We start from the raw sequence: 26,218 nt of genomic DNA on the forward strand, positions 1-26,218 counted from the left end.
ATTCCTATAATGAAAACCGTTAAAACGATATGGTAATTTTATTAACAACAATCAAAGTAAGCAGCGGGAAATAAATCGATAGCCATGGTCTAAAGTAATACGGAAGAACCGTAATTGTGTTGGATTCCTCCCCCGCCTATGCCTGAGCCGATTTTACGATAAAAGGAGTGACGAAAGTCCGGCACCGCATCGTCATTTATGTCGAAAAACTGTCGAAACATCATCACCCCCCCTGCAACCTACTGTTATAAAAAATATTTCCTGGTTGGCATGTTTTATGTATTGCCATAGGCGGAGCATAAACCTTGCCATCCCCGAAAGCTTTTTAGCTGCGCTCAAAAGTTACAGGGGTAATCCGGGAGTTCACCATGAAAAAAATCACCACTGTCTGCCCTTACTGTGGCGCAGGCTGCAAACTGAAACTGGTAGTAGAAAATGGCAAAATCCTGCGTGCCGAAGCGGCAGACGGGGTAACCAATCAGGGGGAACTTTGCCTGAAAGGCTACTACGGCTGGGACTTCCTCAATGATACCAAACTGCTGACTCCGCGCCTTAATCAGCCGCTGATCCGCCGTGTGAAAGGTGGCAAATTTGAGGCTGTCAGTTGGGAGGAGGCTATTCGCTATACGGCACAGCGTCTGAAAGAGATCAAGCAGCAATATGGTGCGCGTGCCATCATGCATACCGGTTCATCGCGCGGGACGGGTAATGAAACCAACTATGTCATGCAGAAATTCGCCCGGGCGGTGATCGGTAATAATAATGTCGACTGTTGTGCCCGCGTTTGCCATGGCCCCTCCGTTGCAGGTTTGCAAGCGACTCTGGGTAACGGCGCGATGAGTAACTCTATCGGCGATATCGAAAACTCCAAGTGCCTGCTGATCATCGGCTACAACTGTGCAGACTCGCACCCTATCGTGGCTCGCCGAGTGTTGAAGGCCAAAGAGAAAGGTGCACAGATTATCGTATGCGACCCACGCCGCATCGAAACGGCGCGTATTGCCGATCTGCATTTACCAATCAACAACGGCTGTAATATGGCGCTGGTGAATGCCTTCGCTCACGTTTTGATTGAAGAAAACCTGTATGACCGCGATTACGTTGCCAACTATACCGAAGGTTTCGACGCCTATCGCCAGCAAGTGGCAGACTATTCTCCAGAAGCGGTGGAGCACCTGACAGGGGTCACTGCCCAGCAGATCCGCCAGGCAATGCGTATCTACACCAGTGCCCCTTCCGCCACCATTATGTGGGGCATGGGCGTAACACAGTTTGGTCAGGCTGTCGACGTGGTGAAAGGCATTGCCAGCCTGGCACTGCTCACGGGTAATTTGGGGCGCGCCAACGTGGGGGTTGGGCCGGTTCGTGGACAAAATAACGTTCAGGGAGCCTGCGATATGGGGGTTCTGCCAAACGAATTCCCTGGTTATCAGGCCGTGACCGACGCCGCAGTACGAGCCAAATTTGCCGCAGCCTGGGGGATTGACGCCGCACAGATGGACGCCGAAGTAGGCTACCGTATCACCGAAATACCGCATCTGGCCCTTGAAGGTAAAGTCAAAGCCTACTACATCATGGGGGAAGACCCATTACAGACCGAGGCCGATCTGAGCCTGGTCCGTCGTGGGTTTGACGCGCTGGACTTTATTGTGGTGCAGGATATCTTTATGACCAAAACGGCCGAACAGGCCGATGTGATCTTGCCTGCCACCTCATGGGGGGAGCATGGCGGAGTGTTCTCCTGTGCCGACCGTGGTTTCCAACGTTTTGAGAAAGCTATCGAGCCGCAGTATAACGTCAAACGTGACTGGGAAATTATCAGCCTGTTGGCGACTGAAATGGGTTACCCAATGCACTACGAAGATAACCAACAGATCTGGGACGAGATGCGCGAGCTGTGCCCACTGTTTTACGGAGCCACTTACGAAAAAATGGGTGAGCTCGGCCATGTGCAGTGGCCTTGTACCACCTTGGACAGCCAGGGGACACCTTACCTGTATCAGGGGAACCAATTCACGACCCCTTCCGGCAAAGGTCAATTGTTTGCTACAGCCTGGCGCGCTCCCGCAGAAATCCCTGATGAAAACTACCCTCTCGTGTTGTGTACCGTGCGCGAGGTCGGCCACTACTCATGCCGCTCAATGACCGGCAACTGTAAGGCACTACAAACGCTGGCGGATGAGCCTGGTTTTGTGCAGATCCATCCGCAAGACGCCGCTGAGCTGGGCATTGCCGACCAGCAACTGGTTTGGGTGGCCTCCCGCCGCGGCAAGGTGATTTCCCGAGCCAACTATAGCGAGAGGATTAATTTGGGCGCGGTTTATATGACCTACCAGTGGTGGATTGGCGCCTGTAATGAACTGACCCAGGATAACCTGGATCCGATCTCGAAAACGCCGGAAACCAAATACTGTGCGGTGAAGCTGGAAGCCATTGCCGATCAGCAATGGGCAGAAAACTATGCTCAGCAGAGTTACTGCACCATGAAGGCCCGCCTGCGCAGCGCCGTGGATGACTTGTTATTGCCGTTAGAAGCTTAGGTTAATTATCGGATTAACGCGGAAATCATTGAGGTGTGGTGTACAACCCCACCTCATTATTTACTTGGCCGTCATTGACCTTGTTGACTCATGCAAATTAATGGCTTATCAGGTCGACCAATCCATATTTCACGCACCAGAAAGCGATTTTAGTACCGCGCCCTTAGTGACTCCGGTGACTGAATTTCTGCGCTGATATTGTCACTTCATTCCGGTTGGACAAGTATCCGCGACGTTGTTAAGCCCTTCGGTTTGACGCTCGAAGCGGATCTTGTTGGCGGACGCGTCATGGTTAATGGTCAGCACATAGATACCGTCAAAATCATTCCCCGACCATTTGGTAACCTGTTGTGGGTTACCTCCCTCGGCGGTGATGATATTTTTTACCACCTGCACCAGATTGTGATGTTCCCAAGAGACATACACCACGGCATTGCGGAAACGATCGTCCAGCAGAGCCGCCTGCAAATCAGCAATGTCATCGGCGTGATACTGGATATTCACCGGCAGTGAGAGCCGAATGGCCGTTGGGGTGATGGTGGTCAATGCCCGCATGGAGCTGCCCAGCTTATTTTTCTTGGGGCCAGCGGCATAAATGGCCTCAGGCTTACCGAAGCGGGAAATCAAGACCTCCGGCAGTGCCAAGGCGCGGTTAAAACCTTTGCAGGTCAACTGACCACTGTTGTTGTCTGGCTTCTCACCGTGGCGAACGAAAACCAGGGTTTGCTCACTCCAGGCGGCCCCTGCCACGCTGGATAACAGTAACGCCAATATGCCGTTTTTAAACGCTTGCTTCATGGTTCTTTCCACCCATATTTGCCCTTAAGAACGCCGCCAGGTAAGGCCACGTGCTTGCAGGCCATTGTCGTGACTAATTAAAAAAGCCACCTGCCAAAACGGGTGGCTTGAGATTAATGATCAAGGACGCAGCATGCGGCCCCTTTTAGAAAGTTAAGGCGTCACCCAATCACTAATCCCAGAACCGCACCGCCCGCTAGGATCCATAATGGATGAATACGTTTATTCATACTCAGCAGCGTCGCTAACACAATTAATATCGCCAATCGCCAGCTGGTCGCTGAAGCCTGGGCAATCAGCACGCCGCTGGCGGCAACCAAACCGACCGTGACCGGCACCAGCCCAACCTGCACGATACGCCGCCAGGGCTTATCTTTAAAACGCCGCCATGCGCCCATCACCAAAATGGTAACGATGGACGACGGCCCAAACTTGGCTACAGAGGAAACCAACAGCCCGGCCCAGCCCGCGACGTGCCAACCAATCAGCGGCACGATCATCATATTCGGCCCCGGTGCCGCCTGTGCCATGGCGAACAGCGCGCTAAATTCCTGGGCGCTCATCCATTGATGCACCTCCACCACCTGGCGCTGCATTTCCGGCAGGATACTAAAGCCGCCGCCAAACGCCATCAGCGAAAGCTCGGTAAAAATGATCGCCAGCGAGATTAACACCGCCATCATGAAGGTTTCCTCCACGCCAGCAGAATACTTAGCGGTGCCAGCACCAGCATGGTGGGCAGCAATGGCAAACGTAGCCAGGCAATCGCCACCAAAGCAATGGCGACAATCGCTAACGGCAACCATTTTCCCCACAGTGGCAGCAGCATTTTCAATGCGGTAGAGAGCAGTAAGCCCGCCGCAGCTGCGGCTAAACCGGCAAACACGTGCTGCACATGAGCATCGTCTTGGTAGCGGGCATAAATCACGCCTAGACCAACCACAATTGCCGTTGGGGCGCAGATCAGCCCGAGCAAGGCCGATAGCGCACCACGCAATCCGCGAAACTCCATCCCCACCGCCACGGAAAGGTTAATAACGTTGCCACCCGGCAGGAACTGGCACAGTCCCAGCAGTTCGGTGAACTGTTCAGCGGTTAACCAGCGGCGTTGTTCCACCAACATACTGCGCGCCAGCGGCAGCACCCCGCCAAAGCCGATCAGGCCCAGCATCAGAAAGCCGGTAAACAGTTGAGTATTGCTCGGCGGCTCGGCGATCTCCTGGCCCTGTAGCACATTAGGATCTGACATGGCGTTTCCCACATTATCTCAGTTGTTATCTGGCATAATGCACGCGGCCAAGCCATGATGTCTAATGCATTTCAGAGCCATTATCGCTACGGTGTAGGCGCCGTAGAACAAGCTTAATCGTCCCGATCGACAATCCGCGTCAGGTGGATGACCAAGTACAGCAGCTCGTCGTTGGACATCTCCATTTCCAGCAGATTTTTCACATAGTCACGGATCACCAGTGCACAACGATAGGCATCTGGGTACTCTTTCGTCGCCTGCGAGAACAGGAAATCGTCTTTCGACTTTACCTGTTTGTTATCGATCATGCGTTGAATGAAAAACTGCATATGCAGCAGGAAACGCGAGTAATTGAGCGAGTCTGTGGCGATATCGATGCGGAAATGGTATTTGATGATGTTGAAGATATCCTTCAGCATCTTCACCGCCAGCAGCGTGTGCTCCATGCTCTGCACGTCGGTTTGGCCATTGACCAGATGAAAGGCAATGTTCCCCGCCTCTGCCTCCGGCAACAGGATATCCAAGCGCTCGTTGATCTGCGCCAGCGCCTGTAATGCTACGGCAAACTCCTGCGGATAAAAGCGTTTTACCTCATGCAACAGCCGGTTCTGTATGACGATGCCTTTACGGCAGCGCTCAATCGCAAAACTGAGATGGTCCACCAGGGTGAAAAAGATCTGTTCGTTGACCCGGCCGCCAAGCTGGCTGTTGGCAAGCCTGAGGATCATCTGCACCAGTTCAATATGCTGCTCCGGCGTGGCTTCTATCAGGCGCAGATGGTCGTGGCCGGTTTGACCATTCTGCACCACATAGACTTTTTCTATGCTGGCCGCAGCCAGCACATCTCCCACTTTGCTGTTAAACCCGATGCCCTTGCCCATCACGATAACTTCGCGGTTATCGCTGTCGGTGGACAGCACCAGGCTGTTATTGAGCACCTTGATGACTTTCATCATTAAACTGTGTTATCCACGTTGTTGGCCGTTCGAGGCAATCAGGCGCTGATACCAGGCGAAACTGTGCTTCTTGATACGCCGCAGATCGCGCAGATCCTGTTCACCACGGTTGACATAGATAAAACCGTAGCGCTTGGCGTAGCCCTGATGCGTGCTGACCAGATCGATCGCCGCCCACGGGCAGTAACCCAGCAGATCGACACCATCGTTAATCGCCAATTGCATCTGTTCGATATGCGCACGCATAAAATCGATGCGGTAATCATCATTGATGATATCCCCAGACAATAGCTGGTCCGGCGCGCCGATGCCATTTTCAGTAATTAAAATCGGCAGATGATAACGTTCATAAACCTTGCGCAGCGTCAGCCGCAGGCCCACGGGGTCGATCACCCAACCATAGGGCGTTTTGTCGACATACGGGTTTTCCGCTGCCCGATATACGCCCGGTTCACCCAGCATGATTTGCTGATCCCCCGCTCGAGCCGTAATATCCGAGGCATCACCACGGCTGGCTGCGATAGTGGCAGTGGAATAGTAGTTAATCGCCACATAATCCGGCCGCCCTTTCAGCAGTAGCTCCGCATCTCCGTCTTCAATCACAGGGGCAAGGCCACGATCCTGCAAATATCGCCAGGCCAACGCATTGTATCGGCCATGTACCGCGACATCCAGAAAGCTCCAGCAGCGCAGCGTTTCCCAGTTGTGGGCGGCGATGGCATCCAACGGGTGGCAGGTTTCCTGATACATGGAAGTGGTATTGATCGCCGGGCCGATTTTCCCCTTGGGGCAACGCTGATGGCACAAAGCCATGACCCGCGCCTGCGCCACCAGCATATGGTGGCTCTGTTGATAAAGCACTACCTTGGAAGGCAACTCGCCGCCCTTCGGCACACCGATGGCTCCTGGGTGCAGGATCATGGTGTTCTGCTCGTTGATGGTCAGCCAATATTTGACCTTATCGCCAAAGGCAGTGAACAGCACGTCCGCATACTTGACAAAGGCATCGATTGTCTGCCGATTGCTCCAACCGCCCTGTTGTTCCAGCACATAGGGCAGATCGAAATGGTAGAGTGTGACCACCGGTTCAATGCCGTGCTTGAGCAGTTCATCGATCAGGTCACGATAAAACGCCAGGCCAGGCTGATTCACCTCACCCGTGCCGTTGGGCAAAATGCGCGTCCAGGCTACGGAGAAACGGTACGCCTTCAGCCCTAATTCGGCGAACAGCTTAACGTCCTCACGAAAACGGTGGTAATGGTCGCTGGCCACCTTAAAATCCGCCGTCTCGGCGGGATGATCGAGCATATCAACAATGGAAGGACTTTTGCCGTCCTCGTCCCATGCCCCCTCAACCTGATAAGCCGAGGTTGAGGCCCCCCACAGGAAGCCTGGTGGAAAATCGTTCAGCTGTTGGTAAATCATACTTTTTGCTCCTGAATAGTCAGCGCGACAATTTGCTCACCAAAGTTCACCGGGCCAGGCTGCCGACAGCTAAGGTGCGGATACTGCTCACTGTTGACCACCAGCACCGGGGTGATGATGTCGTAACCCAGCGCGGTAATCGCAGCAATATCAAAGCGTACCAGCTCATCACCGGTTTTCACCCGATCGCCCACCTGCAGTTGAGAGCTGAAATGCTCACCGTTGAGATTGACGGTATCGATGCCGATATGCATCAGCACTTCCATACCGTTATCGGCCTTAATGCCTACGGCATGCTTCGAAGGCAGGAAGGTCACGATTTCCCCGTCCACGGGCGCGCGCAACACACCTTGTTCAGGCACAATCGCCACACCCTTGCCAAGTAACCCTTGTGAGAATACGTCGTCATTCACCTGTTCCAATGCCACCAGTTGGCCTGCCAACGGGCTGTGTAGCAACGCGTCATCAACAGACGGTGCGCTGTCTGTCACCGTTGACTCTTCTTCATCAACCGGATCTTCAAAGCCCAGGATCCAGGTCAAGGCAAAGGTCACGACGATAGCGATGACGCAGGTGATGAGGGCGTGCACGATATTCATCGGGTTTTCGCCGATAAAGGCCGGCAATGCCGCCAATCCCGGCGAAACAAAGGCATAGCGCACCAAACCGCTGACACCCGCGTAGACACCGGCACAGCCACCGCCAATCATGGCCGCGATCAGCGGTTTACGCAGTTTCAGCGTGACGCCGTACAGTGAAGGCTCGGTGATCCCCAACAGCGCGGTGAAACCGGCGGATGAGGCCAACTGACGCAGATTTTTGTTCTTGGTGCGGAACGCTACGCACAGGGTTGCCGCGCCCTGGGCGATGTTGGAAGCCAACATACCGGGGCCATTAATCATCTCAAAGCCGTTTTTACTCAACTGGCCGGTAGCAATAGGCGTCATTGCCCACGCCGTGCCGGTGATCACCAGGAACGGTTGCAGCCCGCCCATTAACATCGGGATCAGCCAACTGGCCTTGCCATCGATGATCGCCGCGCCGCTGGCTACCAGATCGTTGAGGTAAATACCGAACGGCCCCACCGCCACCAAGGCTAGCGGCGTGGTCACCAGCAGGATGATCATCGGTTTGGTGAAGAATTTAATCATGGTCGGCGAGACTTTTTCGGCAAAGCGCTCGATATAGGACATCAGCCACACCGTGAAGATGATTGGCAGCACTGAACCGGCATAATCGGCCAACCGCACCGGGATGCCAATAAAATCGATTGGCGAACCGGCAGCCAGCATCTGGGCAAGATTGGGGTGCAGCAAGGCTCCCGCGATGGTCATGGCCAGAATAGGATTACACTCAAACTTGATTGAGGCGCCGTAGGCCAGCAGCACCGGCAGGAAAAAGAAGGCGGCATCGGCGATGGTATCCAGCAGATGGTAAGTTGGGCTGGCCGCGCTGATCGCCCCAGTTAACTTGAGGATCGCCAGCAGCGCCTTGATCATCCCCGCGCCGGTAATAGCCGGGATCACTGGCGTAAAGGTGGTCGAAATCACGCTGATAATCTGCGTAAAGACACCGCCCTTGGCCTTGTTTTTCGGCTGTCCGTCAGGTTTGCCCAACGGTTGGCCAATCGCTTTTTGCAACGCGCGGAAAGTCTGCTGCACGTTGTTGCCCACCACAATCTGGAACTGTCCACCGCGCTCGACTACGCTGATCACGCCGGGCAAAGCTTCAATCGCCTTCGCATCTACCCGACTGTCGTCGTTAAACTCCATCCGCAGGCGGGTGGCGCAATGCGTCAGCTTACTGACGTTACCCTTCCCCCCGACCAGTGCCAATATGTCCAAGCCCAACTTGTTATAATCCATAGGTTTTCCCCGGCAAAAAAAGCAAAAAAAAAGACCAAAATGAAAATGCTCCCCTTCGGCAGAAGAAGTGCATTTCTATTTTGGTCTTGCCTGCTTGCGCAGTAACACGCCATCATAAAAATGATTGAGTAGCTTATTAGGCTACGGCGCAAGTAATACCGCGGACGCGATCGCCAGGCAACCGGCAACGGCAAGCTTTGTGATTCGCATCACGATTAGCCGCAGGAAAACTCGCAAGCGATCCAACGAAAAATCATCAAACTCTCCCGCTACATACTGTAGCCATGCCCTTCAATAGGTTAAACTTCCCTACCTCGGCGAGTTACCTCTGCCGACCGTTGCGCTTGAATAACAATGAACCAAGGAAGTCTACATGCAACAAGGCTCTAAACTGCGGCCACCACCCATTGATGTGATCACCATTCAGTCGCAGGTGGTCTACGGTAGCGTGGGGAATGGCATTGCCTACCGCACGTTGTTGAAGAAGAACCTGGAGGTGTTGCAGGTACCGAGCGTGTTGTTTGGTTGCCCGCCCTATTACGGCGCGCCGCACGGGGGAGCGATCTCCAGCGAATGGTTCAGCGGTTTTCTGGAAGATCTGATCGCCCGTCAAGTCGTGTGCCGCGCGCGGGCCATCATTATCGGTTACCTGGGTGACGTGGCGCAGTGCCATATTCTGGCCGACTGGCTGCCACGGGTGATTGCCCTCAATCCAGGTATCAAGATCTATATCGATCCGGTGATGGGAGACTATGGCGAAGGGGTTTACGTCGATAAACGTCTGGTTGAAAGCTATCGCTCGCCATACCTAAATCTGGCCCATGGCCTGACGCCAAACGGATTCGAACTGGAGCAGCTGTGCGGCATGGCACTGAGCACGCGTGAGCAAACCGAACAGGCTGCGCGGGCGCTACTCAAAGGTAATACGCAGTGGGTGCTGGTTACCAGTGCACCTGGCGTGGCAAACGGCGATCAAGAAGTTGGCCTGTTGCTGGTCACTGCCGACGAGGCGCAAAGCTTCACCCATGCCAAAATCGATTCGCCGGTGAAGGGCACGGGTGACATGTTCACCGCGCTGTTAATTGCCCATTTGCTGCAGGGGGAACCTTTCAGCAAGGCAGTGCCGACGGCGATCCATGAGGTGTGTGCGGTATTGGAAGATGCGGCGCGTCACGGTTGGCAGGAGATCGGCCACCTGCGGGCGCTGAAATAACGGCAGACGGCGCAGGTAGCCCCTGCGCCATGGCCACTCAACGCTTTTTCTTCTTGTTGAAATCCAACTCAAAAGCAAACACCGCGCTTTGAATTTTGCGTTCGGTCAGCATTCCCATCTTAAGAAAACGGCAGGACAGGCGCATGAAATGCTGCGTTTGGTCTTCATCAATATCGTGATCTTGATTCACGGCAATCAGTTCCATATTCACCTTGAACTTGCCGTAATCTCCCAAATCCAACTGAGCCTTATTGAACACCAGCCCCGGCTGCATATAGTCGGGTACCGCGCCATCAATACGCAAACCAACGCCACCCGGCGAAAGATCGTGGATACGCAGTTGGTAAGGGGTGCCATCGCTGTGTTCACCGTTACAGAAGAATTCACGCCAATAAGGCGTGGTGATACGTAACTGGCGGCGGCGCTGGATATAAACCAGTTGTTTCGGCAGGCACGCCTCGTAAACCGGCATGGCGTTATGCTCGGTCAGTTGCGCCTGGTCAACGGAGAATTCGATTTTTGCATCATGGTTTTCAATCACAATGCTGAATTTCCCACCGGAGAGCTGCTCTGGAGCATCGCAATCAAAGACGATGTTATCAGCGCCAACGCTTAATAATTGGCCAATGAATTCGTGTTGTTGATTAACGACACGCAGCGGCGTTCTTTGCTTATAGATGTCGCGCAAGATTGCCAGAACTTCAAAACGCTCCTGCTTGATAAACCGTCCGTTATCAATATGTTCCACCCGTCACTCCCAGCATTGTCCATCGACGCTAACGCTTTCCTTACGCAATCATCACCGCCATCAATACTAAAGTCAAATTTCCCAGCGTTGCCATAATAATGGCAATAGTCGGCCAAAACGAGCCGCCCATGCTGCCTGGCCTGCACTATCCCCGATGAGATCTTGGCGGATCTCGATGCCAACATAGGGTAATTCATGGCGTTCCGCATGTACCGGCAGCGTGTAGTCGGTCGCATCAGTCATCGCATAAGGCTCGTTGATACCAACCTGTAAATCCCCTTCTGCACGCAGCAACTCCGCCAACAGCAGGGCAAATTGTGGATGGCGGTTAAACAGCAGCCCAACCTGCCACGGCCGCGCATCGCCTTTAAACACCGGCGTAAAGCTGTGCATAGCGATCACCGCGCTGGGTTGGTTATTGGCGCGGCGAGCGGCCAGCGTGTGATTGATGGCCTGGTGGTAAGGCTGAAAAATTTCCTGTTCGCGGGCGCCCGCTTCGGCCGCGCTGATCCCTTGGTTGCCAGGAATTGGCGTAACTTCCGATAACGGTGGGATAGAACTGGCAATCCCCGGCATACGGTTACAGTCGATCACCAAACGTGAGTAGTGCTGATGGATCAGTGTCGCATCCAACTGCTGAGCCAGCAGACGGGAAACCGCCAGCGCACCGATATCCCAGCCGATATGCCGATCGATATCGCCGCTGGCCAGACCAAGATCGCCCAAACGTTTTGGGATGGCCTGCCCCGCGTGATCGCACAGCAGTAAGAAAGGAGAAGTCGCCTGTGGCAGCTCAACGCTCACGGCCGCAGGCTCATCGGCAGACAACAAAGTTGGGGTATAGGGGTGATACATTGGGCACTCCGGCGTAAGAAAGCGCTAATTCTAGGCGATCCTCTCACCGGCTACCAATATCCCATGGGAGAATTTGGCGCGGCCGCACTTTCGGTCAAAGCGGAGCCGGTGTCATGACCCATTGATTTTATGAATGGGCGCGCCCTCCCTCACGTTGTTAGCCGATCTAAAGATGAGCGGCAATATAGCGCTGATAGCGGGCAGGCTTCAGCCGCGTCAGATCGACTAACACTAAACCATCGATACAGTGGTTAAACGCCGGATCGGTACCGAAGTCGATAAACTGCACGCCACCGGGCTCACACAGCTCGGTGTATTGCTTGTATAAAGTCGGGATCGAACAGCCGAGGTTGCTCAACAGGCTTTTCAGCAGCAGCAAGTCTTGCTGATAATCATCACCGGCAAACTGGGCCAATATCTGTGGTAAAGAGGCCGGATAAGGCTGCCGTGACTGGGCCATGGCATGGTCTGGAGCGAAATAGAGGCGATAGAAGGCAATCAACAAATCGCGGGCGGCAACCGGCATGCCTCCTGAAATGGATACCGGGCCGAACAGATAGCGATACTGGGGATATTTGGCGAGATAGGCACCAATACCGAGCCACAGGTAATCCAGACCGCGCTTCCCCCAATAGGCGGGTTGAATAAAGCTGCGGCCCAACTCAATCCCCTGTTCAAGGATCGGTGTCATATCGCGATCGTAATGGAACAGGCTGTTGCTGTAGATGCCTTCCAGTCCTTTGCTGGCCAACTGCGGTGCCGTGGGGATAAAGCGGTAGGCACCGACAATCTCCAGTTCCTCCTCATCCCATAGCACCAGGTGATAATAGTCGTCGTCATAGCTGTCCAAATCGCGCCGCCGCCCCGAGCCTTCCCCCACGGCACGGAAAGCGATCTCACGCAGGCGGCCAAGCTCCCGCAGGATCGGTGCTCTGGCCTCCCCCTGACGGCGATAAAGGAAAATGGTTTTGCCATCCGGCGTAACACCCAGTCGCTCGCAGGCCGCCAACGCTTTTTTCAACTCGAGGCGATCTTCCGCCAAGGCGATGGCCGATTCGCTGGTAAACAGCCCTGGCTTTCCTTGACCCAACCGATAGACATGGCGACGGAAACGCTCGGCGAGATCGCGTGCTTGAGTATGGCCATCATGCCAATGGGCAAACGGAATGCGCCCGCCGATGCGGATTTTGATCCGTCCGCCCTGCTGTTTGAACATCTCTCGCACCAATAACAAGGTGGATAACGGGCGATAAATCAGCGAGGTCAAATAGAACAGGCCGCTGTTTCTGGCGCTGATATGGATCGGTACGATCGGCGCCCGCGCCTTGGCGGCCAGCCGCAGAAATCCGGTATGCCAGTGACCATCGCGTATTCCTTTGGGACTCATACGGGACACTTCCCCCGCTGGAAACAAGATCAGCACGCCCTGATTATCCAATTGGGCCTGCATGGCTGAGATTTGCTGGCGGTTGGTCCGGTTGCCCAGGTTATCAACCGGTACAAACAGATGACGTAAAGGTTCGATACAGCTCAGCAACTGGTTGGCCACTACCTTGACGTCTGGCCGTACCGCCGCCACCGTCCGCAACAGCACCAAGCCATCCAGCGAACCAATGGGATGGTTGGCAACCAACACCACCGGGCCTTGGCTGGGGATGTTTTCCAGATCCCCATCCACCAGTTCGCAGCTCAAATTAAAGTAGTCCACCACCTGTTCGATCAGATCCAACCCTTTCAGGTGAGGATAGTCGGCGGCAAACTGACTGAATTCTTTTTCACGCAGTAAGGTTCTTAGCAGGCTACGCTGCCAGGCAGGGGGAGAATGCTGTGGGAAGACATCTTGCAGCAGGCTATCCAAAGTAAACATCGGGTCATCTCCTGGCCTAGTCGCTGCAAACTTAATCCAGCGTCATGACCTGAACATGACCGTTTGATGACGGAAAGATGAAATCAGGCGTCAGGGGCGAGAATGCTCGCCCCTCTATTCTCTGGTTTACAGAGCGGCCTCTATACGGGCGTTGACCTGTTCCCGCAGCCGCAGTAGCACAGAGGCTTGATGAGGGTAACGTTTGAAGGTGATGCGCATCCCCAGCTCTTGATCGATCAACTGCTCCACCGTGGCGCGATCGGTCAGGCTCTCCAACAACTGCAAGGCCCGCAGATCCTGCAACCCCTGATGGAATACCCGCAAACGCAGCGACTCTATCGGCATGAAATTCGGCCCAGGGTAAACCACAAAAGGATCGCCAGAGGGGAAGGCGTTGCCGCTGTCGGTAACCGCATAGGGATTCAGTTTCTCCCGGGAATGGCTGCTGTTATAGAAGTTGTAGCCCCAGTGGAGGAAACCGCTGATGTTATAGAGGTAAAGCTGGATACCCAGAATGCGGTTGCGGGCCGAAGGCTGGGCAAAGAAGCGGTTGGCTACCTCGGTTCTTTGCACGCAGCAGTAATAGGCCCACAGCTGCGGGATTTGATGCTCGAGGAATGGCTCGATATGATCGGTGGCGACTACCGGAGTTTCTACCAACCCACGCTGATAGAAGTCAAAGTCGGAGAGTGCATCGAAGGTACGGAACCCCTCTAGCAACGGCTGCAGCGAATCGCTGGCACGTTGGTAGGCGGCGATATTTTCCAGTTTAGGTTCATCCGAGATGTGGAACCACACCTGCCGTTGCAGAGCCCGTGCCCGGAACCAGCCGGTTAACGCTGGCATCAATGCCTGCAGAAACTGCTGATATTCGCTGCCGTGGGCATCGGTATGCCAACCAAACAGCGGCTGCATTTCCCCCGCGACCTCAACCATAATTTTTGGCGCATGCGCTGCGCCCCATTGGGTAAACAGGTGGGCAATTTCGAAGTGTTCGATCCCCTCCTCCTGCGCCAGCGCTACCCACTGCGCCAATCGTTCAAAATCAAATTGGTAACCTGCAACGGTGCGTTTCACCCCAACCAGCTGCACGGTGGTGCGTTCGCCGCCGATGGCGGTATCCAGCGGCGGCGTAAAGATCGGCGTTAGCAGCATATTCACGCCATTTGCCACCGCGTTGCGGACCAAGTTACGCACCGCCTGCCAGTATTGCGGGCTGAACACTGCAATCTGATAATAGTCCGCCAAACAGTCGGTATGTAACCATTCGGTATGCAGCAGCCTCTGCTTTGGCAACGCGGCAGGCACCACATGCAGCATCATACTGGCTGCGGCCAACTCTTCCCCCGTCTCTTGATCAAACAGCCGCAGCGTTAGCGGATAGTCGCCACCGGCAATACCCTGTGCTGGCGGCGTAAAGGTCAGCCACAGGCTAGCGTAATAACGGCAGGCGGCAAAAAAACGCCGATCCTGGATGGGCATCAGCGGGTCGGGAAATAGGCCAGGCTCGGTCGTCAGATAGTTCTCATCGGCCTCGGCATAACAGGGAAAATGGCTGGGCACCGACTGCACATGGCGCACGCTGATATCATCGGCCAATTGCCCCTCAAGTTGATAACGTAATTCCCGGCGGGTTTCATTATCCTCGCGGTACAGACAATACACGCCTTGCCATGAGAGGGTTTCATTATTCAGGCAGCTGAATTGGTTTTGCTGTTCTACCTGCGGTGCGGCTTGACGATGAAATACCTTCTCCAGGCAATGGGTAAATAGTAGCGTGAGACGCATAATAGCTGCCCTGTATTATTTTACGGTGGGATTGAATTAATTTCAGGCTAGCGCGTTTTTTCACCACAGGCAATATAGGCCAACGAAAAAAGCTAGCGAATGCCCTCTCGTCCGGCAAAAAATTAATTTTTTTGTTTATTTGCATCACAAAAATGAAAGATGCCGCGGCCTGCACAATAAAAACGTTTTTAATCCCCATTATGGTGCAAGGGTTATCAGTTAATCCTATGACCCCAGCAAGCCATAACTGCCGCCCGACAACGGATTTTCGCCGTTCGACATTAACAATTCATCAACAAAAAAGCCTTTCGGTTGGTGGCTTTGACCTTTCGTTGTTAACAACAGTGAAAGATACGCGCCCCATTTTTGGGCAAAAAGGCTGCATTGACACATTGAAAGTTAAGGGATAGAAAGAAATCACGTTCACCAAAAAATGTATTCGCCAACACCGAGGGTAAAGCAATGTCACCTAGAAAAAACGCCGGACGTTTTCTGTTGCATTCCGCTGTTGCAGCCGCTTTATTGTTGCCGACCATGTTATATGCCGCCGACCAGATAACATTGCGTTATGCGGTTTGGGATCGAAACCAATTACCTGCCGAACAGGAAATTGCCAAGCGATTTGAGCAGGCCAACCCGAATGTCAAAGTGGAAATAGAATTAACGCCCGCCGCACAATACTTTGTTAAATTAGACTCCTCCGCCGCCGGCGGTGTCGCACCGGATATATTCTGGATTAACATGCCCTATTTTGTGCAATATGCCAAAAACGGCATTATGCAACCGCTGGGCGATTATTTAAAAGACGGCACGGTCAATCTGGATAATATCGTTGCCAGCTCCGTTAAGGCTTATCAATACGACGGCCAGCAGATGGCCATCCCGCGCGACGTCGACTCCATCGCCGTGTGGTACAACAAAAAACTGTTCGATCAGGCTGGCGTCAGCTATCCCACCAGCGACTGGACCTGGGATGACATGAAGAAGAAGGCCGCCGAATTGCAAACCGGCCTGAAGGGCAGCGCCTTCCCGCTGGTGATGGATCTCAGCATCGACGGCCAGGACAGCTATATGAACCTGCTGTTCCAGAAAGGCAATCATATCGTGCCAAAAGATGGCCAACCGACCGATATCGCCAACGACAACGCCATCTGGGTCTACCAGCAGCTACAAGGGATGATGAAAGACGGCCTGATGCCGACCGCCCAGCAGATGAGCGAAGTGAAGACCGAGGACATTTTCCAGTCCAACCGCGCCGCCATGGTGTATGCCGGTTCCTGGCTGGCCGCACCGTTCGCCAACAATCCGCTGATCAACGACCATATCGGCGTGGTGATGATGCCGAAGATCGAGCGCCAGTCTGGCGTGGCTCACAGCCTGGCCTATGCCATGTCCGCCAAGAGTAACCACAAGCCAGAAGCCTGGAAGTACATCGAGTTTATGAGCAGCGAAGCCTCGCAGGCCACTTTGGCGAAAGTGGTGATCCCGGCCAACAAGGTCGCGGCTAAAGCCTGGGTGGAGGAAGTCAAAAAGGTTGACGTCAGCCCGTACATCCAAACGCTGGAAGTGACCGAGGCCTATCCAACCGCAGGCACCAACACGCCGAAGTGGCAAAACATGTGGATCGGCAGCCTGAAGAAAATCTTTATGGGCGCGGATGCCCGTACGGAAATGGATAAATCGATCAAGAAGATCGAACGCATCATGGAGCAGTAATTCCCCCCGCTGCGACCTACCTACCCGAGGGTAGGTCGCAGCGGAAACACTGAGCAGTCAAAGGTGAGGAATGGCGACATGTCGCTGGCAGAAACGGCTACGGCCAACATAAAACAGGCAAAGAGCAAACCTCGTGCCGCATTAAGCCGCCTGGAGCGGGCCGAACGCTTCTGGGGCTGGGTGATGATCCTGCCGCTGGTGATCGGCCTGACGGTATTTTACTTCATCCCGTTTTTACAGAACATTTTTTACAGCTTTACCGACCTCAACCAGTTTATGAGCTGGACGACCATCAGCTTTGACAACTACATCAACCTGTTTGAGGACGATGACTTCTATACCGCCGCCTTCAACACCCTGTTTTATGTGGTGGTGTGCGTGCCGGTGATCCTGCTGCTGTCGTTGCTGCTGGCGATTGGGCTTAACCAGAACATTCGTGGCAAAGCGTTGTTGCGCACCCTGCTGTTTCTACCGGCGGTGACCATGCCTGCCGCAGTGGCAATGGTGTGGCAGTGGTTGTTCAACAAGGATTTTGGCCTGATTAACCAGGGGCTAAACCTGTTGCATATTACGCCGGTCGCCTGGCTCTCCGATCCGGACGTGGTACGCATCAGCGTGTCCATCATCATTATCTGGTCGTCGCTGGCGCTGAAAATCATCATCCTGCTGGCCGGTTTGCAAAGCATCCCCCGTCAGCTGTATGAAGCCGCCGATATCGACGGTATCAGCACCCTGCGCCGTTTCTTCTTTATCACGCTGCCGATGATGGTGCCGACGCTGTTCTTTGTATCGGTGATGAGCTTTATCGAGATCCTGCAAATCTTCGACGTGGTGTTCCTGATGTTCGACCGCGCCCTGGTGGAAGGTGACGTGATGACCATCACCAACCTGTTCTACAAATACGCCTTCTATCTGCAAGAGAAAGGTTACGCCTCTGCCATTACCGTGGTGCTGTTCGCCGTGACGCTGGTGATCACACTGGTGCAGATGGCGATCGGCAAACGCCTGAGAGTGAGCTGAGGAGCCATTGATGACGATAAGCAAACGAGCCCTGGTCTATCTGTTTATGACGCTGGCGGCGCTGGCCTCGGTGGTACCCTTTATCTGGATGCTGGTGACTTCGCTGAAAACCCAGGCCGAAAGCATTCAGATCCCGCTGACCCTGCTGCCGGAAAATCCGAGCTTGCAGGCCTACGGCAAGATCATGCGCGAGATCCCTTTCGCGGATTTTTATATCAACTCACTGCTGGCCACCTTCTCCACCGTGACGCTGCAAATGGTGATCGCCACCATGGCCGCGTATGGCTTCTCCCGCCTGCACTTTCGTGGCCGTGACGCGGTGTTTCTGGTGTGCATCTCGATCCTGATGGTGCCGGGCCAGGCATTTCTGATCCCGCAGTTCCTGGTAGTGCAGAAGATGGGGCTGGTCAACAGCATTACCGGCCTGGTGCTGCCGGGGATCTTCAGCATTTACGCCACCTTCCTGCTGCGGCAGTTCTTCCTGGCAGTCCCTAAGGAGATGGAGGAAGCGGCGCTGATCGACGGCTACAGCTACTTCGCCATCTTCTGGCGCATCATGCTGCCGCTGATCCGCCCCGGCATCATCGCCTGCATCATCATTAACGGCTTGTGGAGCTGGAATAACCTGATGTGGCCATTGATCGTCAACACCACCACCGAAAAATTGACGCTGCCGGTGGGGTTGGCTTCGCTGTCCAGCCGTGCCGGAGTGGAATACCCGCTGCTGATGGCCGGTGCCTTGATGGCAGTGATCCCGATGCTGATGCTGTTCATTCTTTTCCAACGTTATTTCATCCAGGGCATCGCCAGCGCTGGCGTTAAAGGCTAACCGCGAACAATAAGGTAAACAGACATGGCCGGTATTCAATTAAACAGTGTGAAAAAGGTCTATCCCAACGGTTTCCGGGCGTTGCATGGCGTGGATCTGGATATCAAGGACGGTGAGTTTATGGTGTTTGTCGGCCCGTCCGGCTGTGCCAAATCCACCCTGCTGCGCATGATCGCCGGGCTGGAAAGCGTCAGCGAAGGCCAAATCATGATCCACGACCGCTGCGTTAACGATACCATGCCCAAAGATCGCGGCATCGCCATGGTGTTTCAGAACTATGCGCTCTACCCGCATATGACCGTCTACAAGAACATGGCCTTTGGTCTGATTGGTAAAGAGAGCAAGGCTGAAATCGACCGGCGGGTACAGGATGCTGCCGAGAAGCTGGAAATCACCAATCTGCTGCATCGCAAACCCGGCCAGCTCTCCGGTGGCCAGTGCCAGCGCGTGGCAGTTGGGCGTGCCATCGTGCGTAAACCCAAGGTGTTTCTGTTCGACGAGCCGCTCTCCAACCTGGATGCCAAGCTGCGCGTTTCCATGCGCGTGCAGCTCATCGAACTGCACAACCGACTGAAACAGGAAGGTGCTGCCGCCACCATGGTGTATGTGACGCACGATCAGGTTGAGGCAATGACCATGGGCGACCGCATCTGCGTGATGAATCGGGGCACCATCATGCAGGTAGACAAACCGATCAACTTGTACCACCACCCCGCCAACCGCTTTGTCGCCGAGTTTATCGGCAGCCCGTCGATGAACCTGCACGATCTGGACTTGCTGCGTAATGCTCAGGGAACACAGCTGCGTATCGACGATCGCTATCTGCTGACCCTGCCGCCCGCGCTGGAAAAACAGTTGGAAGACTATCCGCACCAGCGCGTTTGCCTGGGTATTCGCCCTGAAGCGCTGCGCCTGTGTGCTGCCTGTACCCAAAACTGTTTCCCGGCCCGTATCGCCACTATTGAACGCATGGGCAACGAAGAGTTGCTGCACTGTGAACTGGCCGGATTACGCTTCGTGCTGCGGATTGCGTCTCAGCCAGACTGGGAACCGAGCATCGGCGAACAGATCCATTTGACGTTTGATTTGGCCCGCGCCCACCTGTTCGATCAGGCCAGCGGTGACAACCTGAATAATAACGCTACCCAGTCACTGGGATAATTTGGGAGTACTTTGCAATGTCTAATGACTTTACTGGCCGTCCGGTACGCGTGTTGGTGATTGGTGCCGGTGCTCGTGGGGAGATTTACTCTCGCTATGCATTGGCTCACCCAGAACTGATGCAGGTGGTGGCGGTCGCTGAACCGCGCGATACCTATCGCCAGCAGTTTGTAGCCCAGCACGACATCTCGCCCGAAAACGTCTTTACCGACTGGCAGCAGGCCGTGGCGGCAGGCAAACTGGCCGATGCGGTGATGATTTGCACCCAAGATACCCTGCATCTGGCACCGGCCCTGGCCTTCGCCAAACAGGGTTATCACATGCTGCTGGAGAAACCGCTGTCACCTGATGCCAGTGAGTGCCGCACCATCGTTGAAGAAGTGGAGCGCCAGGGGATCATCTTCTCCGTCGGGCACGTGCTGCGCTATACCCGCTATACCCAGAAACTCAAGCAACTGCTGCGTGATAAGGTCATTGGCGACATCGTTAGCCTGCAACATCTGGAACCGGTGGGCTATTGGCATCAGGCCCACTCTTTCGTGCGCGGCAACTGGCGCAACGACCAGCAGGCAGCCTTTATGCTGCTGCAAAAATCCTGTCACGATATTGACTGGATCCGTTACGTGATGGATACGCCTTGCGAGCAGGTCAGCTCATTCGGTGGATTACGCCACTTCCGCCAGGAAAACCAGCCTCGGGGCGCAGCGGATAACTGCCTGGACTGCGGCGTTGAGGCCGAATGCCCCTATTCCGCCAAACGCATCTACCTTGGCGAAAACCACAAGGCAACGCCGGGCTTCCTGCGGGTGCTGACGCCAGAAGTCGATCAGGAACATCTGGTCGCCGCGCTGCGCAACGGCCCTTATGGTCGCTGTGTCTACCGCTGTGATAACAACGTAGTGGATCATCAGGTGGTGAATATGCAGTTTAGCGGTGGCCGCACCGCCGCCTTTACCATGACCGCCTTTACCAAAATGGAAGATCGCAAAACGCGCATTTTTGGCAGCCAGGGATGCCTGGAGGGCGATGGCCGCTACATCCGCATCACCTCCTTCCTTGACGACCGCGAAACGCTGTATGACGTGGACGAGGCCGAAGACCTGCACACCATGTCTGGCCACGGCGGCGGCGATTATTATCTGATGCAGCACTTTATCGCTGCCGTGCGCGCCAACGATCCTTCGCAGGTGCTGTCTGGCCCGCAGGAAACGTTGCAGAGCCACCTGATGGTCTTTGCCGCCGAACGCGCCCGCCGGGAAAACGCCGTCATCACCTTGGGTGAGGAGTAAAGCCGTGGCTACTCATGCTATGCGTTACGGTTTTGATATTGGCGGCACCAAAATCGAAATGGCCGCCTATGATGCCCAGTTGAATCAGGTGCTGTGCCAGCGCGTCAGTACACCCACCGGCGACTATCGCGAGTTTCTCGCCTGTATCGCGCAGTTGGTCAGCCAGGCCGATCGCAGCCTGCACACCCAAGGCAGCATCGGCATTGGCTTGCCGGGGATCACCGACCCACGCAGCCGCAAGCAGTTGGCGGTAAACGTGCCCTGCCTGACGGGCCACTGCCTGGCGGACGATCTAACTCAAGAGCTGTCGCGACCGGTAGAGATTGAAAACGATTGCCGCTGTTTTGCACTTTCGGAGGCCAGCACGCCCCAGACCGAACGGTTGGAAGTGGTGTTTGGTGCCATCATCGGTACCGGCGCTGGCGGTGGGCTGGTGATGAACAAACGGCTCCACAAGGGCCGCAATGGGCTGGCTGGGGAATGGGGGCATACACCCATCTCGGCCCAGTTGGCTCAGCGTTACGATCTGCCGCTGTTTGTCTGCAACTGCGGCCTGACCGGTTGCTTTGAGCGTTATGTCTCCGGCAGCGGTCTGCTGGCCCTGAGCCAACACTTTGGCCATAGCGCCGCCAACGTCCCGGCCCTGATCGCCAGTTACCGTCAGGGCGATCCGTTAGCGCAACACCTGATGGGGATCTACATCGATATCCTGGCCAGCGCGTTGGCCAACCTGCAACTGTTGCTGGATGTGGACGCTTTCGTGTTAGGGGGCGGGCTTTCTAACGTAAGTGAACTCTATGCACAGTTGCCCGCCGCCATGTGCCGCTGGCTACTGCCAGGGACAGAACCGGCGATGGTTTATCCCCCGGTGTATGGCGACAGCAGTGGCGTACGCGGTGCGGCACTGTTGCGCCAAAGCTGGCAATAAAAAATATAAGGAAAGCTCACCCGCATTATTCATCGTGGGTAGCTTTCATCCACGGCGGAATTAATTGGCGCGGCAAAAGGGATATTAGCCGAATAAATAAGGCATTACCGGTTTTCAGTTTATTTCCATGCGGCTTTCGATTGATGACCAACCGAAAGATGTGGCAACAATAACCGGTTGAAATATAAGATTATATTTAAATTTTTCGATTGCGTTGCGCGGTTTCGTTTGCTGTAATTTGCAACGAAAGACTGAAAATACGCCTGTAACGGTTGCTGTGGCCCCTATGCCACGGCCGGGGTTTGCTACGGGTAAATCAGGAGTCAGCTATTCATGATCAATACCGTTAAACGGCGAGAATTAATTATCGACCAGCTGTGTCGTGAAGGCACGGTGCGCGTGGAACAGTTGAGCAGCCAATTTGCCGTCTCTACCGTCACCATTCGCAGCGATCTGCGCCATCTGGAAAAAAGTGGCTGTGCGGTTAGGGCTTACGGCGGTGCGATGCTCAATAAACAGTTCGCCTTCGATCGCCCGCTCCAGGACAAGGGGCGCATCAACCGCGATGTGAAATTCGCCATTGCCTGTGCCGCGAGCGCGTTGGTGAACGACGGTGACGCGATCATTCTCGACTCGGGTTCCACCACTAGCCAGATGGCCACCCAGTTGGCCTGCAAGAAAGACCTGGTGGTGATGACCAACGCCTTGAATATCGCCTTCGAATTGGCCAGTAACGAACAGGTGGATTTGATGGTGGTCGGCGGCAGCGTGCGGCGCAAGTCCTGGTCGCTGTATGGCCCCGCTGCCGAGCAGCACATCCGCCAATATCGCTTTGATAAATTTTTCCTCGGCGTTGACGGCTTTGATTTGGTGGGCGGTATCACCACGCCAGATCCTGGTGAGGCCCAGCTTAACCGCGCCATGTGCGAAGTGGCCCGCGAAGTGATTGCGGTGGTTGACGCCAGTAAGTTTGGCCGCAGCAGCTTCTGCATGATCCGCGAGATCGGCCAGATCCACCGATTGGTGACCGACAGCCGCATTCCAGCCAATTACCTGCATGCGCTGCAAAACCTGGGGGTCCAGGTGATTATCGCCGACCACTAAATAGGCATCAACAGGCATTTATCAGGTATAAACCGATTGTTTTTTAAGGAGTTACCATCATGACAGGTTATTTTTCTTACGATGCGGACTGGCTGGAGCAACATCATGCGCTGCATACCGCCCGTGAGATTTGGCAGCAACCGGACCTTTGGGCGGCCTTGCACCAGCAGTTGGTCGCCCAACAGGAGCAATGCTCCGCTTTCCTGACGCCTCTGCTGCAAAACCCGCGCCTGCAGATTGTGCTGTGCGGTGCTGGCAGTTCAGCCTTTGCCGGCCGGGCCTTGGCCCCATGGCTGAGGGAAAAAACCGGCCGGGATGTTGCGGCCTATGGCACCACCGATATCGTCGCCAATCCGCAGCAGTTTCTCGACCCATCACGCCCGACGCTGCTGGTCTCTTTCGCCCGTTCCGGCAATAGCCCGGAAAGCGTCGCCACGGTAGCGCTGGCAGATCAACTGCTCCCCCAGTGCTATCACCTGATGCTGGTGTGCAACCCGGATAGCCAGTTGGCCAACTATGCCCACGGCCGTAAAAACGTCTGTGCCCTGGTGATGCCACAGGGTTCAAACGACCAGAGCTTTGCCATGACCTCCAGCTTCAGCTGCATGATGCTGAGCACCGCGCTGCTGTTAGGCCCTTATTCCCTGGACGCCGCCAAGCAACCACTGGCACAGATGATCGAGCGCTGTAGAGAACTGCGTGAATCGCTGCAATCCCAAGTAAAAACCCTGGCCAGCAGCGGCTTTAGCCGTTACATCGTGCTCGGCAGTAGCTGTTTCACCGGCCTGGCGGAGGAAGCCTCGCTGAAAATGTTGGAACTGACCGCCGGGCAGATCGTCACCCGCTATGACTCGCCGCTAGGCCTGCGTCACGGCCCTAAATTTATGGTCGATCCACAGACGTTGGTACTGCTGATGCTCTCCAGCAACCGCTATACCGAGCCTTATGAGCAGGATCTGTGGGACGAACTCCAGCGTGACGGTTTGGCCAGGCAAATGGTTGGTCTTGGTAATTCGCCAACGGAGAAAACGGGCCAGTCCGATTTGCATCATGCCGACGACGATATCTGGCTGTTGTTCCCCTATCTGCTGTTTGCCCAAATGCTGGCGTTTGAAACCTCGCTGGCGCGCGGCCTGACGCCGGATAACCCCTGCCCAACCGGGGAAGTCAACCGCGTGGTAAAAGGCGTGACCATTTATCCCTACTCTGCTACCGAGCTGTGAGGAGCCGTTATGTACCTGATATCCAACCGTGAAATGCTGTTGAAAGCGCAAAGGCTGGGCTATGCCGTGCCAGCGTTCAACGTACACAATCTTGAAACGGTGCAGGTAGTGGCAGAAACCGCCGCTGAACTGCAATCCCCGGTGATCATGGCCGGGACCCCGGGCACCTTTAGCTATGCGGGTACCGACTATCTGGTGGGAATTTGCCGCTCGGCAGCCCAGCGCCATGACCTGCCGCTGGCGTTGCATCTAGACCATCACGAAGAACTCGAAGATATCGCCACCAAGGTCAGAGCCGGGATCCGCTCGGTGATGATCGATGGCTCGCACCTGCCTTTTGAGCAGAACATCGCGCTGGTTGCGCAGGCCGTCGCGTTATGCCATCGCTATGGGGCTAGCGTAGAGGCGGAACTAGGCCGCCTGGGTGGCCAGGAAGACGATCTGATTGTCGATGCCGCAGACGGTTTTTATACCGACCCAAAAGCCGCCCGCGAGTTTGTCGCGGCTACCGGGATCGACTCCCTCGCCGTCGCCATCGGTTCGGCTCATGGGCTGTACCACGGGGAGCCCAAGCTGGATTTTGACCGTCTGGCGCTGATCCGCGAACAGCTGGAGATCCCGTTGGTGCTGCACGGTGCCTCCGGTATCCCGGAAGCGATGGTCAAGCGAGCCATCTCGCTGGGGGTGTGTAAGGTCAACGTGGCTACCGAACTTAAAATCGCCTTTGCCGATGCGGTGAAGAGCTATTTCTCGCAACATCCCGAAGCCAACGATCCGCGCAAATACATCGTTCCGGGTAAATTGGCGATGAAAGAAGTGGTAGCAGAAAAGATCCGTATCTGTGGCAGCGCAGGGATGCTGTAACTCCAAAGCGTTAGATTAAGGGCCGCAGAATAACGATAAATATGCGGCCTTAACATTAATATCGCTATTTAAAGTCACACCCGTTATTATAAGCAGCATCAAAAGTAATAATCCTCACATCGCCCCTAAATTCCCCCCACTATGATCTAAATCATGGTTTTACTGCCTGGCCATCCCTACTATTAAATTCAATTAACGAACGATTGCTGTTATTATTATTTACTCAATACATTATAGTCACGTTGGAAATTAAATCACCAGACAATGGAAGTTTGTTTTTTAGACAATAATCGACTTTTTTGTTAATGGATGGTTTTACTTTATGCTAATAGGAATAGCTTATGAAATCTATTATTACGGCTTTGGCCATGCTGGCAGCACTACCCCTTTCAGCTCATTCAAAACAAGAGGTTAGCCACAACTCCATCTCAGGGAGCATCCAGTTTTCCGGCAAAATCAGCGCCCCAACCTGCGAGATTTCGCGCAATGATGGTCAATACATATCCAGTTGCTATCGTGAAACCGCCTTCAACACCAATGAATTTATCCAAATGCCATTGGATAATATGGGTTCGGAATTAATGGGAAAACCCATTCGTGAATCAGTGTTTAATGACCCTTCTCTACAACGAATTACGTTAATTTACAATTAATCCTAATCGACGGAATTATGTCATACAATTAGTCATCGAAAATGACTTTGTGGTTTTACTAACATTTTGGCGTTTCACCTCTCGGGGTATACCTACTTGGGTGTACCCTGTTTTTCCCTATAGCCCC

At 54.5% G+C, this 26,218-nt stretch carries 23 protein-coding genes; 13 read left to right on the plus strand and 10 right to left on the minus strand.

The annotated features are described in order from the left end of the window. Window positions 1–368 precede the first annotated feature (368 nt). Window positions 369–2,540 carry a formate dehydrogenase subunit alpha gene (gene fdhF / locus KGP16_RS13465; protein ID WP_223499839.1) on the plus strand — a complete coding sequence of 724 codons (2,172 nt, stop codon included), beginning with the start codon at window positions 369–371 and terminating at the stop codon, window positions 2,538–2,540. Between the two features lie 201 nt (window positions 2,541–2,741). On the opposite strand, the gene KGP16_RS13470 is transcribed toward fdhF, so the two are convergent. The 6 genes from KGP16_RS13470 to KGP16_RS13495 all read right to left on the minus strand — a co-directional run bounded on the left by KGP16_RS13470 (window position 2,742) and on the right by KGP16_RS13495 (window position 8,833). Beyond that, window positions 2,742–3,338 (minus strand): histidine phosphatase family protein, encoded by a 597-nt coding sequence (locus KGP16_RS13470; RefSeq protein ID WP_037375948.1) that lies wholly within the window; start codon window positions 3,336–3,338, stop codon window positions 2,742–2,744. 161 nt (window positions 3,339–3,499) lie between these two features. Next, window positions 3,500–4,021, minus strand: a complete 522-nt coding sequence (locus KGP16_RS13475; RefSeq protein ID WP_223499840.1) for a chromate transporter — start codon at window positions 4,019–4,021, stop codon at window positions 3,500–3,502. Continuing rightward, window positions 4,018–4,587 carry a chromate transporter gene (locus KGP16_RS13480; RefSeq protein WP_037375950.1) on the minus strand — a complete coding sequence of 190 codons (570 nt, stop codon included), beginning with the start codon at window positions 4,585–4,587 and terminating at the stop codon, window positions 4,018–4,020. Before KGP16_RS13480 ends, KGP16_RS13475 begins: the two co-directional genes overlap by 4 nt. 113 nt (window positions 4,588–4,700) lie before the next feature. Beyond that, window positions 4,701–5,540 (minus strand): BglG family transcription antiterminator LicT, encoded by an 840-nt coding sequence (licT, locus tag KGP16_RS13485; RefSeq protein WP_037376086.1) that lies wholly within the window; start codon window positions 5,538–5,540, stop codon window positions 4,701–4,703. A gap of 12 nt (window positions 5,541–5,552) precedes the next feature. Then, on the minus strand, window positions 5,553–6,968 hold the full coding sequence (locus tag KGP16_RS13490) for a glycoside hydrolase family 1 protein (protein WP_223499841.1): 1,416 nt from the start codon (window positions 6,966–6,968) through the stop codon (window positions 5,553–5,555). Then, complete coding sequence (locus KGP16_RS13495; protein ID WP_223499842.1) at window positions 6,965–8,833, minus strand: beta-glucoside-specific PTS transporter subunit IIABC; 1,869 nt, start codon at window positions 8,831–8,833, stop codon at window positions 6,965–6,967. Before KGP16_RS13495 ends, KGP16_RS13490 begins: the two co-directional genes overlap by 4 nt. A 373-nt stretch (window positions 8,834–9,206) precedes the next feature. Here KGP16_RS13495 and KGP16_RS13500 point away from each other — a divergent pair, with 373 nt between their 5' ends. Continuing rightward, complete coding sequence (locus KGP16_RS13500; RefSeq protein ID WP_209522926.1) at window positions 9,207–10,046, plus strand: PfkB family carbohydrate kinase; 840 nt, start codon at window positions 9,207–9,209, stop codon at window positions 10,044–10,046. 37 nt (window positions 10,047–10,083) lie between these two features. Here KGP16_RS13500 and KGP16_RS13505 read toward each other — a convergent pair whose 3' ends face one another. From KGP16_RS13505 to KGP16_RS13520, 4 genes are all read right to left on the minus strand, one after another. Beyond that, window positions 10,084–10,794: a flagellar brake protein gene (locus KGP16_RS13505; protein WP_021806468.1), complete on the minus strand. Its 711-nt coding sequence runs from the start codon at window positions 10,792–10,794 to the stop codon at window positions 10,084–10,086. 72 nt (window positions 10,795–10,866) lie between these two features. Beyond that, window positions 10,867–11,649, minus strand: a complete 783-nt coding sequence (locus KGP16_RS13510; RefSeq protein ID WP_094981277.1) for an N-formylglutamate amidohydrolase — start codon at window positions 11,647–11,649, stop codon at window positions 10,867–10,869. A 166-nt stretch (window positions 11,650–11,815) separates the two neighbouring features. Further along, the gene (locus tag KGP16_RS13515) at window positions 11,816–13,516 is read right to left on the minus strand and encodes a lysophospholipid acyltransferase family protein (RefSeq protein ID WP_223499843.1); all 1,701 of its coding nucleotides are present in this window, start codon (window positions 13,514–13,516) and stop codon (window positions 11,816–11,818) included. A gap of 126 nt (window positions 13,517–13,642) precedes the next feature. Continuing rightward, on the minus strand, window positions 13,643–15,304 hold the full coding sequence (locus KGP16_RS13520; RefSeq protein WP_094981279.1) for a DUF4091 domain-containing protein: 1,662 nt from the start codon (window positions 15,302–15,304) through the stop codon (window positions 13,643–13,645). Window positions 15,305–15,456: 152 nt separating this feature from the next. Here KGP16_RS13520 and KGP16_RS13525 point away from each other — a divergent pair, with 152 nt between their 5' ends. The 11 genes from KGP16_RS13525 (at window position 15,457) to KGP16_RS13575 (ending at window position 26,091) form a co-directional block, all read left to right on the plus strand. Continuing rightward, window positions 15,457–15,714: a hypothetical protein gene (locus tag KGP16_RS13525; protein WP_141234328.1), complete on the plus strand. Its 258-nt coding sequence runs from the start codon at window positions 15,457–15,459 to the stop codon at window positions 15,712–15,714. Between the two features lie 52 nt (window positions 15,715–15,766). Next, window positions 15,767–17,020, plus strand: a complete 1,254-nt coding sequence (locus tag KGP16_RS13530; RefSeq protein WP_223499844.1) for a sugar ABC transporter substrate-binding protein — start codon at window positions 15,767–15,769, stop codon at window positions 17,018–17,020. A gap of 78 nt (window positions 17,021–17,098) precedes the next feature. Continuing rightward, entirely contained in the window at window positions 17,099–18,040 is a 942-nt protein-coding gene (locus KGP16_RS13535) for a carbohydrate ABC transporter permease (RefSeq protein WP_021177896.1), read from the plus strand. Between the two features lie 10 nt (window positions 18,041–18,050). Next, window positions 18,051–18,869: a carbohydrate ABC transporter permease gene (locus KGP16_RS13540; protein ID WP_021806473.1), complete on the plus strand. Its 819-nt coding sequence runs from the start codon at window positions 18,051–18,053 to the stop codon at window positions 18,867–18,869. A gap of 24 nt (window positions 18,870–18,893) precedes the next feature. Then, window positions 18,894–20,030: an ABC transporter ATP-binding protein gene (locus tag KGP16_RS13545; protein WP_223499845.1), complete on the plus strand. Its 1,137-nt coding sequence runs from the start codon at window positions 18,894–18,896 to the stop codon at window positions 20,028–20,030. 17 nt (window positions 20,031–20,047) lie between these two features. Further along, complete coding sequence (locus tag KGP16_RS13550) at window positions 20,048–21,319, plus strand: Gfo/Idh/MocA family protein (protein ID WP_223499846.1); 1,272 nt, start codon at window positions 20,048–20,050, stop codon at window positions 21,317–21,319. A gap of 19 nt (window positions 21,320–21,338) precedes the next feature. Beyond that, window positions 21,339–22,247 (plus strand): ROK family protein, encoded by a 909-nt coding sequence (locus KGP16_RS13555; protein ID WP_218520384.1) that lies wholly within the window; start codon window positions 21,339–21,341, stop codon window positions 22,245–22,247. Between the two features lie 333 nt (window positions 22,248–22,580). Continuing rightward, window positions 22,581–23,351 (plus strand): transcriptional repressor AgaR, encoded by a 771-nt coding sequence (gene agaR / locus KGP16_RS13560; protein WP_223499847.1) that lies wholly within the window; start codon window positions 22,581–22,583, stop codon window positions 23,349–23,351. Window positions 23,352–23,410: 59 nt separating this feature from the next. Next, the gene (locus KGP16_RS13565) at window positions 23,411–24,574 is read left to right on the plus strand and encodes an SIS domain-containing protein (RefSeq protein WP_223499848.1); all 1,164 of its coding nucleotides are present in this window, start codon (window positions 23,411–23,413) and stop codon (window positions 24,572–24,574) included. Window positions 24,575–24,583: 9 nt separating this feature from the next. Further along, window positions 24,584–25,438 (plus strand): tagatose bisphosphate family class II aldolase, encoded by an 855-nt coding sequence (locus tag KGP16_RS13570; RefSeq protein WP_021177889.1) that lies wholly within the window; start codon window positions 24,584–24,586, stop codon window positions 25,436–25,438. A 341-nt stretch (window positions 25,439–25,779) separates the two neighbouring features. Then, window positions 25,780–26,091 (plus strand): hypothetical protein, encoded by a 312-nt coding sequence (locus tag KGP16_RS13575; protein ID WP_037375954.1) that lies wholly within the window; start codon window positions 25,780–25,782, stop codon window positions 26,089–26,091. Window positions 26,092–26,218 lie beyond the last annotated feature (127 nt).

It is taken from the genome of Serratia sp. JSRIV006 (genome assembly GCF_019968685.1).
Classification (GTDB): domain Bacteria; phylum Pseudomonadota; class Gammaproteobacteria; order Enterobacterales; family Enterobacteriaceae; genus Chania; species Chania fonticola_B.

Bases quoted from the DNA above. Each gene is read 5' to 3' on its own strand.
- KGP16_RS13570 (WP_021177889.1), top strand. From the start codon at position 24,584: ATGTACCTGATATCCAACCGTGAAATGCTGTTGAAAGCGCAAAGGCTG.
- KGP16_RS13500 (WP_209522926.1), top strand. From the start codon at position 9,207: ATGCAACAAGGCTCTAAACTGCGGCCACCACCCATTGATGTGATCACC.
- KGP16_RS13565 (WP_223499848.1), top strand. From the start codon at position 23,411: ATGACAGGTTATTTTTCTTACGATGCGGACTGGCTGGAGCAACATCAT.
- KGP16_RS13490 (WP_223499841.1), bottom strand. From the start codon at position 6,968: ATGATTTACCAACAGCTGAACGATTTTCCACCAGGCTTCCTGTGGGGG.
- KGP16_RS13525 (WP_141234328.1), top strand. From the start codon at position 15,457: ATGAAAGATGCCGCGGCCTGCACAATAAAAACGTTTTTAATCCCCATT.
- KGP16_RS13545 (WP_223499845.1), top strand. From the start codon at position 18,894: ATGGCCGGTATTCAATTAAACAGTGTGAAAAAGGTCTATCCCAACGGT.
- KGP16_RS13550 (WP_223499846.1), top strand. From the start codon at position 20,048: ATGTCTAATGACTTTACTGGCCGTCCGGTACGCGTGTTGGTGATTGGT.
- KGP16_RS13555 (WP_218520384.1), top strand. From the start codon at position 21,339: ATGCGTTACGGTTTTGATATTGGCGGCACCAAAATCGAAATGGCCGCC.
- KGP16_RS13475 (WP_223499840.1), bottom strand. From the start codon at position 4,021: ATGATGGCGGTGTTAATCTCGCTGGCGATCATTTTTACCGAGCTTTCG.
- KGP16_RS13495 (WP_223499842.1), bottom strand. From the start codon at position 8,833: ATGGATTATAACAAGTTGGGCTTGGACATATTGGCACTGGTCGGGGGG.
- KGP16_RS13480 (WP_037375950.1), bottom strand. From the start codon at position 4,587: ATGTCAGATCCTAATGTGCTACAGGGCCAGGAGATCGCCGAGCCGCCG.
- KGP16_RS13575 (WP_037375954.1), top strand. From the start codon at position 25,780: ATGAAATCTATTATTACGGCTTTGGCCATGCTGGCAGCACTACCCCTT.
- KGP16_RS13540 (WP_021806473.1), top strand. From the start codon at position 18,051: ATGACGATAAGCAAACGAGCCCTGGTCTATCTGTTTATGACGCTGGCG.
- licT (WP_037376086.1), bottom strand. From the start codon at position 5,540: ATGAAAGTCATCAAGGTGCTCAATAACAGCCTGGTGCTGTCCACCGAC.
- KGP16_RS13470 (WP_037375948.1), bottom strand. From the start codon at position 3,338: ATGAAGCAAGCGTTTAAAAACGGCATATTGGCGTTACTGTTATCCAGC.
- KGP16_RS13510 (WP_094981277.1), bottom strand. From the start codon at position 11,649: ATGTATCACCCCTATACCCCAACTTTGTTGTCTGCCGATGAGCCTGCG.
- KGP16_RS13520 (WP_094981279.1), bottom strand. From the start codon at position 15,304: ATGCGTCTCACGCTACTATTTACCCATTGCCTGGAGAAGGTATTTCAT.
- KGP16_RS13535 (WP_021177896.1), top strand. From the start codon at position 17,099: ATGTCGCTGGCAGAAACGGCTACGGCCAACATAAAACAGGCAAAGAGC.
- KGP16_RS13515 (WP_223499843.1), bottom strand. From the start codon at position 13,516: ATGTTTACTTTGGATAGCCTGCTGCAAGATGTCTTCCCACAGCATTCT.
- fdhF (WP_223499839.1), top strand. From the start codon at position 369: ATGAAAAAAATCACCACTGTCTGCCCTTACTGTGGCGCAGGCTGCAAA.
- KGP16_RS13530 (WP_223499844.1), top strand. From the start codon at position 15,767: ATGTCACCTAGAAAAAACGCCGGACGTTTTCTGTTGCATTCCGCTGTT.
- agaR (WP_223499847.1), top strand. From the start codon at position 22,581: ATGATCAATACCGTTAAACGGCGAGAATTAATTATCGACCAGCTGTGT.